Below are 18,264 nucleotides of genomic sequence, written 5' to 3'. Positions count from 1 at the left end.
GTTTTGTGGCTAACAATTACAGGGAATGTTTTAGCCAGTGAAAATAATAATGAGTTTGCAACAGAAGTAGCTGAAATAAAGCTGCTTTTAAAGGAGCAGCCAGAAGTAGCAAAGAATAAATCAATTTCATTGCTTGAACGATCAAAACAGCAAGATAATGAGCTTCTAGAAATAGAAGCTCTCTATTTATTAGGCAGCACATTACGAGTCATTGGTGATTTTGAAAATATTGAAATTTATATTGAAAGGGGTAAGGCTCTAGCTAAGCAATATAATATCAAGGAAAAGTTAATTGAATTTGCAATATTAGAATCAGATACCTTGCTTCAAAAGTCTAATATGTCTCAAGCTCAACGTATTCTTGAAGATGCTTTATTGTTTGCCGAGCAAATAGATAACGATAAATTAGTTAACGAAATATATATCAAGCAAGGCTATCTACTTTTTATCAATAAACAATCTGAGCTTGCACTACCTCTTATTAGCAAAGCTTATAATTACTTTGAAAAAGTAAACGATAATTCAAATATGGTTTTTTCACTGAACTTATTTGCCATGATATATCAAGCAAATCAGCAGTGGGAAAAATCGATAGAGTACTATTTAAAAGCGATAGATTATAGCCAATCACCTGAAAAATCCTATGAAATGTCAGTGCTCAATTTAAATATAGGAATTGCATACTTTAAAGCGGGAGATTTAACACAAGCTAAAGAATATATTAAAAAATCTGAAAATATTTCGCATGCTATTGAGGATAAGTTAGGGGTAGCTTACGCGCTAAATTCACTTTCTGACATTGAAGAAGAATTAGGAAAATTACATTCAGCTATCAGAATCAAAGAAAAAGCTTTAGTCATTTACCAAGAGTTTAATAGTGTTAATTCTGTATTTTATGTAAACCTCGCGCTAATTCGTCAAAAAATTAAAATTGATGATTTTGATTCAGCAGAAGCTCTTATCGAGCAATTAAAAACGAGCAAAGAGTTTGCTGAAAATGATTTATTCAAGCTAGATACTTTAGATGCTGAAAACTTCTTTTTTGAAAAACAGTCAAAGTATGAACAAGCTTATGCTGTGTTGATAAAAAAACAAGAAGTCGAAAAAAACGTTGAGCAGAAAGAAAACGTCAGCTCGCTAAATGAAATGCAAGTTAAGTTCGACAGCCTGTTAAAAGAGCAAGAAAACAAACTATTAAAACAAGAAAATGAAAGTGCCAAGGCACAGCTAGCAATTCAAGAACAGCGACTAGTTAATCAAATACTGATCGGTGTTATTTTAGTGTTAATTATCAGTATCATTTTATTCCTTTATGCACGCTCTCATAAAACTCGTATCATGTTAACTAAAATGGCATTAACTGACTCGTTAACTAATGTCGCCAATCACAGAGCGACAATTCTTAATTTGGATGAAGAGTTTTCTCGTGCTAGACGTTATAACTCACCTTTACTTATTGCACTAGTGGATTTAGATTTTTTTAAAAAAATTAATGATCTATATGGTCATGATATTGGCGATAAAGTGTTAATTGAGTTTGCTTCAGTTGCTCAGACTAGTATTAGAGACGTTGACTATATAGGTCGTATCGGTGGAGAAGAGTTTTTATTTATTTTTCCGCAAACAGACATAGCATACTTAGAAAGTATCATTCATCGTTTAAGAGAAAACCTTAAGCAGATTAACCTTCCTGATGAAGATCATAAAGTAACAGTAAGTATTGGTATAACGGAAATTAAAACTACCGATGAAAATTATTCCGAAATGCTAAAGCGAGCAGACAATGCATTGTATCAAGCCAAATCTCAAGGTCGAGATCGCAGCGTACAATTGCTAAATACTCAGAGAGTATTTGCTCCTTAGTACTATGATTATTTACCTTTTTACTCTCTACTTCTACAGCCTATAAAATTAATAACTATGCATTTGAAGAACCTTTACATAGCTTTACACAAATTTATTTGATTTATATTTTATGGTGTGTATTATAAATAAAAAACACAAATGAGTGTGTTTAGATATTTGAGTGTATAAAATGAAATATAATAAGATTCGAGCGGTAATAGGTTCTGTACTACTATCATCATTGATGGGCTGTGCAACGACATCAGACAGTAATAACTCAGCTTCTACACCACCAGTTAAGTTTGAAGCAACCATTGAGTCCTTACAACAATACCAAGCTCCTGAATGGTTTAGAGATGCAAAATTAGGTATATATCTGCATTGGGGCGCTTATTCCGTTGCCGAAAGAGGCGAGTGGTATGCGCGTAAGTTATATCAGCAAGGCTCTCCTGAATATAAACACCACGTTAAAACTTACGGTCATCCTTCAGAATTTGGTTATAAAGACTTCATTCCTATGTGGAAAGCGGAGAATTGGGATCCTGATGCATTAGTGGCTTTGTTCAAAAAAGCAGGTGCTAAGTATTTTTCACCAGCAGCGGTTCATCATGACAACTTTGATTTATGGGATTCAAAACACCATAAATGGAACTCGGTTAATATGGGGCCAAAACGTGATATTACCGGTGAATGGAAACAAGCGACAGAAAAGCATGGTTTACGCTTTGGTGTCACCACTCACTTATCACGCGCTTATAGCTGGCTAAATGTTGCTAACCAATCAGATAAAAGAGGGCCATTAAAAGGGGTACCATATGATGGTGATAACCCTGAGTATGACGACTTTTATTTTCCTAAGCATGATGATACTCATAAGCGTGCAGCTGAAAAACCACCGAAGTGGTGGCGTGATCAATGGGCAGCACGGATGAAGGACTTAATTGAAAAATACGATCCAGACCATTTCTATTTTGATTCAGCAGTACCATTTCGTGGTAAAGATGAAGGGAAAACAGGTATGGAAGTGATTTCATATTTGTACAATAACAGCATGAAAAACAATGATGGCAAACAAGAAGCGGTTATGGCGATAAAAGAGCGTCCATGGCAAGGGCTTTATGCCGAAGGTATGGCAACACTTGATTTTGAACGTGGTAAAGCAAGTCATATTTTAGATAAACCTTGGCAAACCGATGATTCATTAGGGTCTTGGGGCTATAACGCTAAATGGCCACATGGTTTAATGGATGCGAACATGGTTATCGACAAGTTTCTCGATATCGTCAGTAAAAACGGTAATATGCTGTTAAATGTACCAATTAAAGCCGATGGTACTCTTGATGCTGCCACGACTGAAACGCTAGAAGGAATGGGCGAATGGTTCGCTATTAATGGAGAAGGTATTTACGGCTCTCGTCCTTGGTATATGTATGGTGAAGGTAAAACCAATGAAGTGCCACATAAGGCGACTCGTTCTCCGTTTAACAAAAAGGATATTCGCTTTACCAAAAATAACGGTCATTTATACGCCTACGTCCTAGATTGGCCTGGTGCAGGTAAAGAAGTAACCATCGAAAACATTGTTACGATGAATACACGTCTTTCTGCTGTGGAGTCAGTCTCTATGCTAGGGCATGATGGCGAAATACAGTGGCGACAACATGGTGATGGTCTTAAAGTGACTATGCCGGATAAAAAGCCCGGTGATCATGCTTTTGGTATTAAAATTAAATTTAAAGGTAAGTTTTAAACTTTTTAAATTGTAGGTCCCACCAACAATTTAGCCAGGCCTTCGGGTCTGGTTTTTTTATGCCTGTATTCTTAAGTTTTTTTTGCTTATTGGATTGGTATTTCTTCAAAATATTTCTGTAGTTTATCTGCGATATTTTGATGCCTTTCATGCAATAATTGGGTAATAGTGCCTTTTATTACTGGCTCAGGGGATTTATATAGCTTTGGTAATTCGCTTGAGAATCTTTCCATTACATATTCTGTTTCTAATACCAAGTGTAATTTTTTGGACTTTAATGCCCCAATTAGATGATCAATATGGTTGAATAAATGTATTTTTTGATCACCAACATAAGCTTCGACTATTTTTATGCCCCGAACTGTTCCTATCTTCTTGGGGTTATATTTAAGGGTGTAAGTGACATAATCAATAGAGTCTATTGGCTTTAAAGAAAATGCATATATATTTTCTTTAATATTAAAGTTGGGGGTGGCGATAAATTTATTTTTTGAAGTGGCTAAATTAGCATACCTTGGGTAACTACCGGAAATTTTACCTTTTTCAAGCATTTTGAAGCTTCTAGCTCCTGGTAAAACTATAAACTCAACTTGAATATTAAGTGCTTTATAAGCTCTTTTTAAAGAAACAAAATATGGGTCATTTTCATTTAATACCTCTTCATTTACCGGAATCCCTATAGTAATTAAGTCGCTATCGCTTACTTTCTTATTGGAGGTAGCATTCACTGAAGTGGTGTTTAAAAGACCCCATGTTATCAAAATAATTATATGCAACAGCTTATACATTTTAACAATACCTTATTAGCTTGTTTATTGAACTAATATTAGCAGGTATTCGCAGATATTAATAAAGCAGGAACATTGTTACGTATAAAATTGTGTCATTTTCTCAAGCGACTTTACTGTAATGGTACTAGCATTCCCTGCTGTTTGTAATTGCTGATAACGGTTAACACAAATATCGTACATCGCCTTACTCGACTCTTTTAGGTATTTACGAGGATCAAATTCTCTAGGGTGTTCAAATAAAAATTGTCTAATTGCTCCTGTTGCCGCTAGACGTAGATCTGTGTCTATATTTACTTTCCTGACACCATGATTTATTGCCTGTTGAATTTCTTTAATGGGTACGCCGTAGGTTTCAGCTATTTCGCCACCAAAATGATTAATCGTTTTTAACCATTCTTGTGGAACAGAAGAAGAGCCATGCATGACTAAATGGGTGTTAGGTAATTTTTTGTGAATTTTTTTAATAGTTTCTATGGAGAGAACATCTCCTGTTGGTGGTTTGGTAAATTTATAGGCGCCATGTGAAGTACCACACGCTATAGCAAGTGCATCGACCTTGGTGCCTTCGACGAATTCAAAGGCTTCAGTTGAATCTGTTAATAATTGCTCGCTACGTAAAATACCTTCCGCGCCAATGCCATCTTCTTCACCAGCAAGTCCGGTTTCGAGTGAGCCTAAACAACCTAACTCGCCCTCAACAGATACGCCACAGGCGTGGGCCATTTCAACAACTTTTCTAGTAACGTTAAAATTGTAGTCGTATTTCGCTGGTGTTTTACCGTCGGTTAATAGTGAGCCATCCATCATCACAGAAGTGAAGCCCATTTGAATAGCTTGCTGGCAAATAGCGGGTGAAGTACCGTGGTCTTGGTGCATTACAACAGGAATATGAGGAAACTCTTCAATTGCCGCTAAAATCAAGTGGCGTAAAAAAGCAGTACCAGCATAAGCTCTTGCTCCTGCTGAAGCTTGCATTATTACAGGGCTGTTGGTGTCATTTGCTGCCAGCATTATCGCTCTTACTTGCTCCAAGTTATTGACATTAAACGCAGGTACTGCGTAATTATTTTCTGATGCATGGTCTAAAAGTTGACGCATTGAGATCAAGGCCATTGTACTGCTCGTATATTTTGTTTAAGGAAAAGAAGCGGCTACTTAAAATTAGTAGCCGTAAGTTCGTTATGTAATGAGGTGTATTATTGATTTAATGAAGTAAACGGTAGTGATTTTAGTGCCGACATTTGCTTTTTCTTATCTATTTTCAGCATAAATGGCTTGTAGCTACCAATAGGATCATCATTAGTTAACGGATCTCCTACTTCTTTTTTCAATTCTTCTAGCTTAACGGTTAAAGATTGAATGATTTTGTCGCTCCCTGGTTGCTTCGAAATATCATTGAGTTCCCAGGGGTCATTTTTAAGATCAAATAAAACATTCTTTTTTAACATCGGGTAATAAATTAATTTATACCGATGACTACGCGCCATGCGCTGAAAGTGACGGTAACTGCCATAGATATAATCATTCATTACTTCCTTTTCACCGTTGATTATTGGAATAATACTTGGTCCTTCTACAGTATCTGGAATTTCAATTTTAGCAAGTTCGGCAGTCGTGGCAAATAAGCTATTTAAGTAAAACATCCCTTTAGCTTTAGTATTGGCAGGAATATCTTTACCTACCATAATAAATGGTGCACGAATGCTATGGTCGTACATGTTTTGCTTACCGGCTAAACCGTGTTTACCAACAGCTAAACCGTGATCTGAGGTAAAAATTATATAAGTATTATCAGCAAATTCAGAGTTTTCTAAACTATCTAGAATACGACCCACTTGAACATCTAAATGCTCGATCATGGCATAATATTCACCGATGAACTCTTTTGTTTGCTCTTCAGTACGGGGGAAGGTCATTAGTGCTTCATCACGGTTATTATAATCACCCGCATCAAAAGGATGATAAGGCATATAATTTGGTGGTAATTGAATAGATTCAGCAGGGTACTTATCAACAAATGACTGTGGTGATTGTCTTGGATCATGTGGCGCTGTAAACGCAACATACATTAAAAATGGTTCGTCATTACGTTGTGCTTTGGTATTTAAATAACCAACAGCGGCATCAGCAAAGGCTTCACTAGTGTGCTGATTTACTTGTTTCTTTTGCCATTTAATATTTTCTCCAAAATCAGTTAACCATGGTTTCCATTGCCCACCTTTACTTAAGGGAGCCATACCCGCTTCATGAACCGCCTTACCAATACTAAAAGATCGTTTTAATGCATCTTCACCGACATGCCATTTGCCAGTAATAAAGGTTTCATAGCCTGACTTTCTAAAGGTTTCACCCCAAAGAGGGTATTTGGTTTTATTAATATTTTTTTTCTTACCCTTATGGTTAGGTGACTTAGGTGTAAAACCTGTGTGGTGGAGATTACGACCGGTATTGATCATTTGGCGACTGGGGGCACATACAGCACCTGACCATGAACCTTGATTAAATACATGTGTAAAAGCCATGCCAGATTTAGCAAGACGGTTGATATTTGGGGTATTGATTGCACTATTGCCAAAAGCATTAATGGTATCTATGGATTGATCATCGGTGATAATCACTAAAAAGTTAGGTTTTTTAGCATTGCCGTTTTCAATATTATCAGTTGCACTTACCGAACTAGTTACACTCATACCCAATATTACTGTTATCGATAAAATGGTGCTTTTTAGTTTAGAAATATTTTTATTCATCTTTATGACTCTACTTTAGCGAATAGTTTAATTATATCTAAATTAAATAACTGATCAATGATAAAAGTGTCAAATATTAATAAAAGACATCTTTTTGGTGTGATGGCTGTTTATTGATTAATATGTACGTGTTTGTTCGTAGATAAAAATCTTAATTATTTATTCATAATCGTTATGTTGGGGTAACTTGTTGTATGTTAACGAAAAGCACTCCTTCTCAACTTTACAAAACATTTACAATAAGTGTATTTTATAAACAAAGTACTTGTTTTTGCATGCGACTAAAGGTAACTTTTCACGGTGATCAATAAATCATCAATCTGTTTTAATAATGAGGTTTGTGTGATTTTACTTTATAAAGTTCAAGTTATAGAACTGGGGAGTGGGGTCATAATTAAAATAATTTTTAGAAAAGAATAATAACTGAAGCAAAACGATAGCTATCTTAATAAGGAATTTAATAAGCCCTTCGTTCGTTGCTGTATAACGGGGAAGAAAATGAAAAAACTAATTACAATAATGTTGACTCTTATTTTGTCAACACAAGTTCACGCGAGCTTATTAATCAGCGATAGTACTTGGAATAATCCATATCCATTTGAAGATGATACTGCAGTCTTTAATAATAACACCATAGTTTTCAACTCATGGAATGGAATGTTGTCGAGCGATAGCACTTTTGATTTAAGTAATGTTGAATCATTAAGTTTTGATTTAAATAAACCTTTAGATTCAGAGTTTAACTTCGATATGCTAGCTGTCGGCTTTTTTGGTACTGAAGGTAGCATTTTTGAATTCACTAATGATCTACTCTTTGGCAGTGAACTTTTTTCGCTTGATGGTTTAACCGTTAATATCGACCTTTCTGAAGTGGTCGGCGATTTCTTTATTGATTTTCGTTTTGAAACTTTGGGGTTTGAGTCACCTTTTGAATTATCAAATTTTGCCTTTACGTCATTTGGGTTAGATAAAGATCCAAGTGTTCCACCTACAACAGATGTGCCGGAACCTGCAACTATCGCTGTTTTCGCACTTGCACTTTGCTTACTTAGCTCACGTCGTAAGCTTCTAAATTAATAGTCTTTCTCATCGGTCAATAAGTCACGTTTTTGTCCGATGAATGATCTTAAAATAAATATAATAGGTGATATTTTGAAATTATTTAACCGATCAATCGTTTTATTATCCGTACTTTCGGTCATCGCGACGGTTCAGGCAGACGTACCCAAAAAATCAGACATTTTATTAAGGCAATTCGATACAGGTAATTATGGAGAAGCATCGGTTTCTCTTCCTGAATATTTTCACGCAGATTGGTACAACTGGTTATTTCACCACTGGCGTCCAATTACTCAAAGAGACAAAACAGCCTTTTATCAGGAGATTGCTGAAAAACGTGCTCAAGGCATTAAGATTCAAGCGCGTGTTGAATTTGACGCTAACTGGAAAACTTTTGCTGAATATTTTGTGATGGAAGGTATAAACCCGAAAGAGCAGGCGGTAAGAACGTTAGAAGGTAAATATCAACTGTACCCTGCACATATGGGCTTACCTGCAGGAGAAAACTGCTCTGGTCAAAACTGTGCTAGTTCACGCTATACAGAAGAAGAATTAGCTCAAGGTAGTTATCAAGGTCAAACATGGAATTTCAGCTATGGTGGGCAAGCATATGCTATCCCTCCTTATTTCTATTCGACACATAGTCCAGCCACAATTGCGTTATTGAAGAAACAAGTTGATGTATTAATGGGAGGTAGCCCCGAGCAGACAGTTGGCTTTCAACTAGGCGGAAATGTTGATGCTATCATGTTTGATTCTCAAACGAGTTCTTCAAAAACTTTGTTTTGGGGAGGTGACTTTTCTGAGCCAAGCTTAACCGCCTTTAACGCATTTTTAAGCAATGAATTTACATCAGTATCAGCGTTTAATCAGGCGATTGAATCAGCAGTAGCGAACCTTCAAGTTGAGTCAATTAGTGATTTTGATTATGGCGAGTATTTACGATTATTAAATTATAACGATGAATCTATCGCAAATGCTGTTTATTTAAATCAAACCAGTGATATTCCTCTTTATGATTTGTTTAAACAATTCCATGTTAAAGCCCACGGTGAGCTACTTCAAACATTAAAAGCCTACGCTAACAGCTTTGTAGATGCGAATGGGCAAAGTGTGCCAAGCATTGATATCAGTTCAAGTGGTAAGCTGGTTTATCCTATTTCAGGCCATTCACCTGATTCGGCTGATTTCTACTCACAAGAAGAGCAAGGTGACCCGCAAGATATTAAATTGCTTTACAAAATTGCTGAAGCTCAAGGCAAAGCTATTACCTTTAACCAAGGGCCTCCTGACTGGATTGAAATGGCAGAGCAAAAAGCCGTTAATCGCCCTCGTACATTAATGACTCAAGCTTATGCTAACGGCGCCAACTATGTTGTACCCGTAAAAAATGATGAGTATTTATCAAATCCAGGCGATTTTGAATTTATTACTGACTTTATTAGTGGTAATAAAGAACTCTTTGATAACTATTCTCCAGTAGCTAACGTTTACGTTTTACATTCTTATGAAGCAATGGAAGCGTCTAAAGTTCACCGTATTAATGGTGAAATGCCAGCTTTATATCAAGTAGATGCGTTACTTGAGCAAGCTCATATTCAATATAACTTATTAAGTTTTGGCTCAGATATTTGGCATGAAGAGCCAACTGCTCGTGAACTCGCTATGGCGCGCGTTATTGTCACCACAGGTGATATTGATTATTTAACTGACGAGCAAAAGCAGCTATTAGATAGATATCAATCACGCATTGTTCATATTGAAAGTGAAGCTGATATGGAAAAGCTTTACGCAAAAATTGGTGAAACCGGTTATGTACATGCAGGTGAACACAATACCGATGTTGAAATTGTGGTTCGCCAATCTGACGATCGCCGAGCGCCAATTGTCTTACATGCGTTAAATAAAACCTTAAATGTTGCAACTGACGAGTTAACAAAGCTTGAAAATGTCACGGTTCAGCTACGTTATCGAGATTTACTTAGAACACCAATTAACAAAGCGGTCTATTACTCAGTGGATGATGACGCATCTACAGCCCAATGTATTGAGTTGCCATTAACTGAAACATCATCAGGGGTTAAAGAGTTTACTTTACCAGTACTTGATTCGTGGGGGGTTGTTGTTTTAGAACCCTATCGTGGAACGGCAGTAGAGTGTAATAGCTATGCTGAAACTGAAATTGCGCCACTACCCCCACAAGATGTAGATGAAGAAATTGATGATAGCCTAAATTTAATTGCTAATGGTTACTTCACATCTGGTACATCAAATTGGCGCAAGGTTGGAGCACAGTTAGAGTTGGTCCATACACGAAATATTGGTAGTTATAACGGTGATGAAGAGACTTGGGTGGGGCGCGTTTATCAGCGTGGTGCAAAAGGGTCTTCTGCCCGAGCCCAAGTGTCTTTTAACGCAGGTAGTCAGTACCATGCGTCTGTTTTAACCAAATTTTCTGGTGATGTTAACGAACTGAAACTTGCAGTACGTTATCCTCAAATCGATAACAGTAGTAAATTTGTTTATCCTGAACTTATCATTGAAACACTTGATAATGGTTGGGTTAGGTTATCAACAACCTTTACGTTGCCAGATGAAATAGGTAGTGAAGGCTATCAAGAGCTTTATTTATTAACGGCTGATAGCACAGAAGATATTTACTTTGATAAATTCACCTTAGTTGATACTACGCCGGTCTCTTATATTTCAAATAGTGAAAGTTTTACCAATAACTCGGAAGAAGATTTTTGGACAGGTTTTCATTTAAATGGCGCATCGCTTGATGTGATGCGATTACCTGTTAGTGATTTATTAGGTAGAGATACTCAAGATGGCAAGGCCAATTATGATAACGTAAGTGATTGGCTAAATGCTAATTCAGCGCAAGGCTGGCGTTATGCAACAGTAGAAGAAATGTGGGCTATCGCACAGTTTTATCAACAAGACAGTGCGGGTTTTTATGAGTTGAATGGCAGTGCGTGGTCGCCAGCAGGAGAATTTTGGAATGCTAATATTCCAACGACGGCACAAAATGATGGCGACTTGATGCCTGCTTTCTCTTTTAAAGTCACCACCTCTAATATTAGTAGTGTTGAATATAAACCTCGCTACAACGTAAGCGCTAAAGGAGCAGCAGCGCTGGTTGTTCGTAATACACCAACCTCAGATACGGGAGGTGATACCGGTGAACCTTCAACAGATGAACCTATTGTACTTTATGTTTCTGCAGAGACTTCTGGTGATCCTGATGGTTCAGCAGACCAGCCTTATAACGGCTTATTGGCAGCTCAACAAGCGGTGCGTGAAATCATTGCACAAGGTAATAATACCCAAGGTATTACGGTTGAATTACAAAGTGGTGATTACTTTATTGCGGATGAATTAAGCTTTACATCGCTAGACTCTGGTACTGAAACTGCGCCAATCGTGTATAAAGCAGCTGATGGCGCTCAGGTTAATTTCTTTGGCGGTAAAGTGTTAAACCCATCTGAGTTTACTGCCGCAGACGCAGGTTTTACCTCAATGTTAGTTGACGGCAGTGCGGGTTCACATATTGTTGAAATTGATCTTGCTCAAGCGGGGCTTGAAAACTTGAGTCAAGCATTAGGTAATTTATCACCTCATGGTTGGAATTTAGAGCCTAATGGTAGAGTGCCTTCAGCGATGCTTTACTCCGGTGACAAGAAAATGAACCTTGCTCGTTGGCCAAATATTGGTGAACAAAGTCCGTACTTAGATGATAAGTCTGGTCATCATGATATTTCAGGCATGGTGTCATATTTATCTGTGGTTGATAAAGGTTTAACGCAGCAAGATGCTAATAAATTTAGTGATGAATTCAACAACGGTGGCGGCACAATGGCGGTTGAATTTGACCGTCCAAGTTTGTGGCATGACTTAAGTGAAGTTCATCTAGATGGTATTTTAGCTTACTCTTGGGAGTGGACATATAACCAAGTGAAAGCGTTTGATGCTGATACCAAACACCTGACGTTAAAACGTGGTGAGCTAAGTGGTATTGGTACCAATAAAGGCTCTCATTTTTACTTTGAAAATATTGCCGAAGAACTCGATCAGCCAGGAGAGTTCTATATTGACCGTGATTTAGGCAAACTGTATTTTTATCCAACAGAAAATTTTGCGACTAACACTACGGTTTTATCTACATTAGCTGAGCCAATGGTGACCATTTCAGGTGCAAAACATATTACCTTTGATGGCATAACTTTTGACACAGGTAGAAATTTAGCCATTAACGTTCAACAAGGCCAACACATTGCCATTACGAACTGTACGATACGTAATTTCAGTCTAGGTGGTGTGCTACTTGATGGTAGTGACAATAGCGTTAGTGGTTGTGAAATTGCTAACGTGGGTGGCTACGGGGTGAAAATTTCCGGTGGTCAGTCAGCTAAACTGTCAAAATCTTCAGGTAGCCAAGTACTTGATACATTAGAGCTGCCAGTTGAACTTGTCGCAGCTAATAACAGTGTCACTAAAAACACTATTTATAACTTTGCATGGGATCAAAAGTCACAGATCCCAGGTGTTTCATTAACAGGGGTTGGCAACAGTGCAACCTATAATGAAATTCATACTGCGCCGCATTTTGGTATTTTAATGCGCAATACTACAGACAATGTGGTGGCATATAACTATATTCATGACTTACCTAACTATCACAAAAGTGATGGCGGGGCGTTATATGTTGGTATTGGTGCATTACCGCATTTACGTGGTAATGAAATCACCAATAACTACTTTGAATTTATTCCAACTAACGGTGTTTATTTAGACAACTTCTCTAGTGGTATAAAAGTAGAGCATAATGTCTTTAACGAAGTCGGCAATAATAACGATACCTTTTCAGGGATCAATATTAATGGCGGCGGTCAAAATATGATGCAGCAAAACTTTTTCTACAATGCTGGTCGTCCTATTAAATACAATAAATTTGCTGCTAATTCATTGTTCAACAATTACTACAGTAAAATGCTAGGCATTCAAAAAGCATTTAATGATGCTGATGTGAATGCTACACCGTATGTTAAATACCCTGATTTTATCGAGTTTTTGGCATATAGCACGGAAGAAGAATTTCATTATCAAAGCAGTAGCGCTTTTGAAAACTTTAGTTTTAATGAGCTCGTTATAACTGATGATAGAGCTGAGGTTACCGGTGTTGTTGAGCCTGAAGATAAACGTTGGACGATTCAAGATAATGCCTTAGTTGAAGAACTCAGTGAAAATCTTCAAATTGAATATGATGTGTTAGCACCAATATTTGATGTCAGAAATGACAAAGACAATTGGCGTGCAACGGTTGAAACTGTCACTAATCAATTAAGTACTAGTATTCCACTGATGCTTGCTCAAGTAGAACTTCCACCAGTGCCGAACGCAACGTCTATTTATAGCGATGCCACAACGTGGTTAAACAATGATACCAATGATTATTGGACGGCCACGAATATTGCGGGTGCAGGGCTCGACATTATGCGCTTACCAGTCAGTGATGATTTAGGTGCCGTCGGCGCTACGAATGATCAAGTGCAAGCATGGTTAGCTAGTAGTGACAATGTTGCGACTGAACAAGGTAGCCTATGGCGCTATGCTACTGAAGCTGAAATGATTGCCATTGCGGCATTTTTTGAGAATAACGGCTCGGCGTTTCTTGAATTAAACCATGCTTGGTCTCCTCATGATACTGAGCAATGGTCTGCACTCATTCCAACTAGCCAACAAGGTGAATGTACTCACAATGATGGCTGTTTATATCCTTCATTTGGCTTTACTGCAAAACCTACACAAGTCGGCTCTGTGGGCTATAAACAAAGCTTTAATGTCAACGCTAAAGGTGGGGCAGCATTGATTGTGCGTGACCATCCAAGTGAAGATGTCACCGATCCAGTAGTTGATAACTTCATTGTTAACGGTGATTTTGAAGATGGTACAAGCGAACCATGGAATATAAACCAAGGTGGCGCGTCAATGGCATTAGAGACGATTGATGGCAATACTATCGCAGTTATTCAAGGTAGAGATGGCTCACATGCTTCAACCGTTAAACAGTCATTTACTGGGCTTATTGGTGGTGAAACTTATCAATTAACCGCGCAATTGAAGATGCTCGAAAGTGGTTACGATGTTGGCGTATTTGTTGGCTATCGTAATGAAGGGGCGACTAAAGATATTGCTATTCAAGTAGGAAGCTACTTAAGCACAACGGGTGATTGGTTAGCATTTGATGCTGAATTTACTTTGCCTGCTGATGCGTTAGCTGATAAAGGCTATCGAATTTGGGTTCGCTCAACGAAAGGAGAGCATGCGACATCAGATCCTATTCCGAGTATTTACCTTGACGACGTCACAATTGTTTCCAATGCTGTTGACCCAACGGACCCAACGGACCCAACGGACCCAACGGACCCAACGGACCCAACGGACCCAACGGACCCAACGGACCCAACGGACCCAACGGACCCAACTCAGCAATCTTTAATTTCAGACCCAGATAGCTTTTTAGATGATGCAACTCAATCATTTTGGTCTGCATTTTATATCGGCGGACAAGCACTTGATATCATGCGCTTGCCTAATAGCGATGATTTAGATGGTCATATCAATATAAGTACAGCAGACACCACTACATGGTTAGCAAGTGAAGCGAATGTTGATGGCTGGCGCTGGGCAACAAAAGCGGAAATGGCAGAAATCTTTGCTTTTTATGAAGGTGATGCACAAGCCTTTTTAGCGATGAATGGTAATGTTTGGTCGCCTAAAACCACACGTGATGAGTGGAATGCATTGATCCCAGGTGAAGTGTTAGATGAGAGTGATACCGCTGGCGTTTCTTGGGGCGTTAATGTGTTAGTCGATAGCATTGGTGCTGTGGTTCATAAGCATAGCTTCAATACGAATGCGAAAGGTGCTGCACCATTGTTGGTGAAAACATCTGAAAACGCACCAACACCAGATATGGTTAATATCGCAGTAAATGGTGATCTTGAGTCTGACATTGAAGGATATTCGTTAAAAAATTCATCTTTTGAAGTTATTTTTGATACAGAGCGAAGCTCTAATGTTGGTCATGTTTTTAATCGGAGTGTAGCTTCATCATCAGCACGACTAAATCTTAATTTAGATGCTGGTAAACAATACTTTATATCAGTTGATGCTAAATTGGTGGATGGTAATTTAAATAGTGTCATTGGCGGTCTCGACTTAATTCTACAGTATTATAACAGTGGAACACGAATAGCTATTACATTAGATAGTCTCGAAGTTACAGAAGGGTGGGTTACTCTATCTGGCGAAATTACTTTACCAATTGATGGTGATATTACTAGAGCTCAGGTTTGGGTTAAATCAGATACTACAAATAGTATATTATTTGATAATTTAACAGTAGAAACACAAGCTCTAGATACTACTAACCCGGATCCAGAACCTGAGCCAGAGCCTGAAACAGGTGTTGCTGACGGTGAAACTGAAGGTTATGGCATTAGCGCTAACCAATGTCAGGCCGACTTATCTCAGCTTAAATCTGATGCCTTGTATGTTTCTATGGGTAGTGAAAATGGTGATGGTAGTGAAGGTTCTCCATTTAATAGCTTAAGCGCTGCGTTATCTAGTGTTGCTGTTGCAGGTGAAATAAACCAAGCAGGTTTAACCATTTACCTTCGTGAAGGTCGATACCATGAAACGATTGATAGTACGTTAGTCAGTTCCTTAACTGGTTCGGTAGATAACCCTGTTAGCATACAAGCATACCCATGTGAAAATGTTCGTTTAACTGGTGCTAATAATATTGAAAACCTAGCAGCAACGAATGAGTTAGGTGAAAAATCTCAATGGCAACAATATTACGGTAATATCTATAAACGCGAAATAACAGCACCAGTATGGCAGCTATTTGTTAATGATAAAGAACGTATGGTGGCCCGTTGGCCAAACGCTAATTTTGATTTGCCATCAGCGACTAATCACCAGTCAATATACTCAGACGAAGTTTGGGCTGAAGGAACCTTAGACAGTAGTAAAGTGCGCAACGGTATTATGATTAATGATCCAAGTTATCATGACCTAGCGACTGCAAAAGACTACCGTGGTGAGCCATTAGATGTTGAAGGCGCGATTGTTTTAGCTAATACAGCAAGCTTTTATACTTATTCACGTATGGTGAAAGCATACGACGACATGTCTTCAACTTTCACTAGTTTGTTTAAATCAATGCCTGATGATACCAGCGTAGGTCATGTTGCCGGCTCCAATACTTTTACCCATGAGCCCATTAAGTCAGGCTACAAAGGTAAGCAATTAAGTTATTACCTTGAGGCAAAACTGTCGTTACTTGATGCTGACAATGAATGGCTTTACCAAGTGGAAGATGGCAAACATTACGTATATTTATGGTCTGATGCTGTTAATGGTCCTATAGGTGACGTTACTGTTCGTGATACTGGTTATGCGTTCGATGTAGCAAACTGGGAAAACGTAGAAATTAAAGGTTTTGATTACTTCGCCAGTACCATTAAATGTTCACCATGTAATAACATCACTATTAGTGATTCAAACTTTAAACACAGTGCTGCTTCATTGAGGGTATTAAAAGAGTTTGGTGATGATAAATCTGGCTATGGTCGTAATCAGCTAATTGAATTGTATTCTGCTCTTGATAAGCGGGCCAATAGCGGAATTGTCTTTAAAAATAATACGGTGACTGATAGCGATGTACAAAGTCTGATCATTCAAGGAGGCAACTCTATCATTGAAAACAACTTATTTGAACGTTTAGATGCAACCAGTGCCGACACTATCTCTCCGCATGCAACCGTTATGATCACTAAAATGACTAACCAACAGGCAACTTTCAAGAGAAATACTATGGACGTTATTGGTAATTCTACGATGTTTGTCCCTGAAGGTGGCAGTTTACACGCACTTTATAATGATATGATCACCGGTGGCTTTGCTCAAAATGATGGGGCCAGTTTCCAGTTGCGTAAAGCACAACAGGCGGCGGTAAATATTGCCTATAACTGGGCTCATGATTCGGAAAAATATGGTGTTCGCTTTGATGCGCCATTTGATACGACAAATGAAACTTCTGGCGGCCAGTTTGGTATGATCCACCATAATGTTGTTTGGAATGCCAAGGGTATTATGGTTAAAGGTGATGACCATCGTGTTTATCATAATACGACGTGGAATAACGATGATATAGACCAGCGTATGCTGGTTGATCCGAACCCTTATTATCGCCATGAACGTACCGTCACTGCAAATAATGCTTCTGATTCTATATCAAGTGACAGAGCTGTTGAGTCTGATACCTTGCCGGGTATTGTCGGTAATAACTTTAATGGCTTAAAAGAAACGGTCACACTAACGTCTCAATTACATGACATGTTTAACTATGACTTTAGACCATTACGTGGAGGAGCATTACATGACACAGGAGCAATAATTGATAGCCCAAACAGCTATGCAAACTATGTTGGCGATGCTCCATTACCACAGTATCAAGAAGCAATGGTACAGGGAGCCGCTCTTGACTTAGGTGCTTATGAACTTGACGCACCTTATTACTGGATCCCTGGTTATCAAACGGTTAAAGCTTCATTTGCTATTCCTCGAAATGAGCTTGTTGATGCGACAGCTAAGCCAGTGTCAGGTGATGCTAGCTTAATGTGGAGAGATGGTTATAAAGCGGTTAGTCATAATGTTTACTTATCATCAACAAAATCTGCTGTAGAAGCGATTAGTGCTGGTGATATTGATAGTGAACATTACCAAGGTAACTATATTGCTGAACAAGCCAATATTTACCAAGCTGATACAACACTTGCTCCGGGAAATTACTACTGGAGAGTGGATGCCGTACAAGCTAACGGTACTGTTATTCAGGGTGATACATGGAAGTTTATCGTTAATTAGTTCTTTTTATCATTAACTTAACAAAGTAAAAGCTCAGCAATCGCTGAGCTTTTTATTATTTGCGCTGCGTAAAGTAATGTAAATGTAATGATTTAATTTTTTTAAAGGTTTATTATTAATAAAAAGCTAA

General features: G+C 38.1%; 7 protein-coding genes. 4 read left to right on the top strand and 3 right to left on the bottom strand.

Going from position 1 to position 18,264, the window contains the following annotated elements:
• The first annotated feature begins 3 nt into the window (after positions 1–3).
• Positions 4–1,863: a tetratricopeptide repeat-containing diguanylate cyclase gene (locus ABXH06_RS06755; protein ID WP_353517706.1), complete on the top strand. Its 1,860-nt coding sequence runs from the start codon at positions 4–6 to the stop codon at positions 1,861–1,863.
• Positions 1,864–2,035: 172 nt separating this feature from the next.
• Positions 2,036–3,595, top strand: a complete 1,560-nt coding sequence (locus tag ABXH06_RS06750) for an alpha-L-fucosidase (RefSeq protein ID WP_353517705.1) — start codon at positions 2,036–2,038, stop codon at positions 3,593–3,595.
• A gap of 86 nt (positions 3,596–3,681) precedes the next feature.
• Here the strand turns inward: ABXH06_RS06750 and ABXH06_RS06745 are convergent, their stop codons facing one another.
• The 3 genes from ABXH06_RS06745 to ABXH06_RS06735 all read right to left on the bottom strand — a co-directional run bounded on the left by ABXH06_RS06745 (position 3,682) and on the right by ABXH06_RS06735 (position 7,136).
• Positions 3,682–4,383 (bottom strand): transporter substrate-binding domain-containing protein, encoded by a 702-nt coding sequence (locus tag ABXH06_RS06745; RefSeq protein ID WP_353517704.1) that lies wholly within the window; start codon positions 4,381–4,383, stop codon positions 3,682–3,684.
• A 78-nt stretch (positions 4,384–4,461) separates the two neighbouring features.
• Positions 4,462–5,499 (bottom strand): class II fructose-bisphosphate aldolase, encoded by a 1,038-nt coding sequence (gene fba, locus ABXH06_RS06740; protein ID WP_353517703.1) that lies wholly within the window; start codon positions 5,497–5,499, stop codon positions 4,462–4,464.
• 83 nt (positions 5,500–5,582) lie between these two features.
• On the bottom strand, positions 5,583–7,136 hold the full coding sequence (locus tag ABXH06_RS06735) for a sulfatase family protein (RefSeq protein WP_353517702.1): 1,554 nt from the start codon (positions 7,134–7,136) through the stop codon (positions 5,583–5,585).
• Between the two features lie 498 nt (positions 7,137–7,634).
• On the opposite strand from ABXH06_RS06735, the gene ABXH06_RS06730 reads away from it, so the two are divergent.
• Positions 7,635–8,213 carry a PEP-CTERM sorting domain-containing protein gene (locus ABXH06_RS06730; protein WP_353517701.1) on the top strand — a complete coding sequence of 193 codons (579 nt, stop codon included), beginning with the start codon at positions 7,635–7,637 and terminating at the stop codon, positions 8,211–8,213.
• 75 nt (positions 8,214–8,288) lie between these two features.
• On the top strand, positions 8,289–18,134 hold the full coding sequence (locus tag ABXH06_RS06725; protein ID WP_353517700.1) for a carbohydrate binding domain-containing protein: 9,846 nt from the start codon (positions 8,289–8,291) through the stop codon (positions 18,132–18,134).
• Positions 18,135–18,264: the final 130 nt, after the last annotated feature.

It is taken from the genome of Thalassotalea sp. SU-HH00458, from assembly GCF_040362795.1.
Taxonomy (GTDB): Bacteria; Pseudomonadota; Gammaproteobacteria; order Enterobacterales; family Alteromonadaceae; genus Thalassotalea_H; species Thalassotalea_H castellviae.
This window is presented reverse-complemented; position numbering and strand designations above follow the sequence as displayed.

Coding starts and splice junctions, on each gene's coding strand:
- ABXH06_RS06750 (WP_353517705.1), top strand. CDS start 2,036: ATGAAATATAATAAGATTCGAGCGGTAATAGGTTCTGTACTACTATCA.
- ABXH06_RS06745 (WP_353517704.1), bottom strand. CDS start 4,383: ATGTATAAGCTGTTGCATATAATTATTTTGATAACATGGGGTCTTTTA.
- fba (WP_353517703.1), bottom strand. CDS start 5,499: ATGGCCTTGATCTCAATGCGTCAACTTTTAGACCATGCATCAGAAAAT.
- ABXH06_RS06735 (WP_353517702.1), bottom strand. CDS start 7,136: ATGAATAAAAATATTTCTAAACTAAAAAGCACCATTTTATCGATAACA.
- ABXH06_RS06730 (WP_353517701.1), top strand. CDS start 7,635: ATGAAAAAACTAATTACAATAATGTTGACTCTTATTTTGTCAACACAA.